This window comes from Aeromonas sp. HMWF015, assembly GCF_963878965.1.
Lineage (GTDB): Bacteria > Pseudomonadota > Gammaproteobacteria > Enterobacterales > Aeromonadaceae > Aeromonas > Aeromonas veronii.
Map to the genome: position 1 here is coordinate 124 of NZ_CAWNZT010000258.1, position 407 is coordinate 530.

The 407-nt window shown below is 34.2% G+C and carries 1 protein-coding gene; it reads right to left on the reverse strand.

Going from position 1 to position 407, the window contains the following annotated elements; genetic code table 11:
• Nucleotides 1-99: 99 nt before the first annotated feature.
• A partial coding sequence (locus AACS18_RS23490; RefSeq protein ID WP_219928026.1) for a hypothetical protein occupies nucleotides 100-407 on the reverse strand: 308 nt, incomplete at its 5' end.

Genomic DNA, 407 nt, shown 5'->3' on the forward strand with positions numbered 1-407 from the left:
TACGCTTGGCCTTATAGTTAGATTTAGAGAATCTATTTTCTCATCGATAGAGGCATTGTGTAATTGATTCGTGTGCTCTAGATAATCTAGTAACATTGTTTAAATCCTATCTTTAGGCTTGAATCTCTCATAGCCTTCAGGAGAGTTTATAACAACTAGTTTTTTTCCATCAGCAGTTTTTTCTGACCATATCTTATCTTCAAGATTATCTATACCATCATCATAACTTATAGTGATTTCCTTGCTTAGTCGTACGCTTGATCTTTTATATGGTACCTCAGATGGTACTAGGGTAAATGACGAGTCAAATTTTTTATTTTCTGGGAGAGCTCTAAGTTTTGGCAAATCCTTAGCGAGTTTTTCCTTTAATACGGGGTTTTCTGGCTCATAATTTTCAAATGTATTTG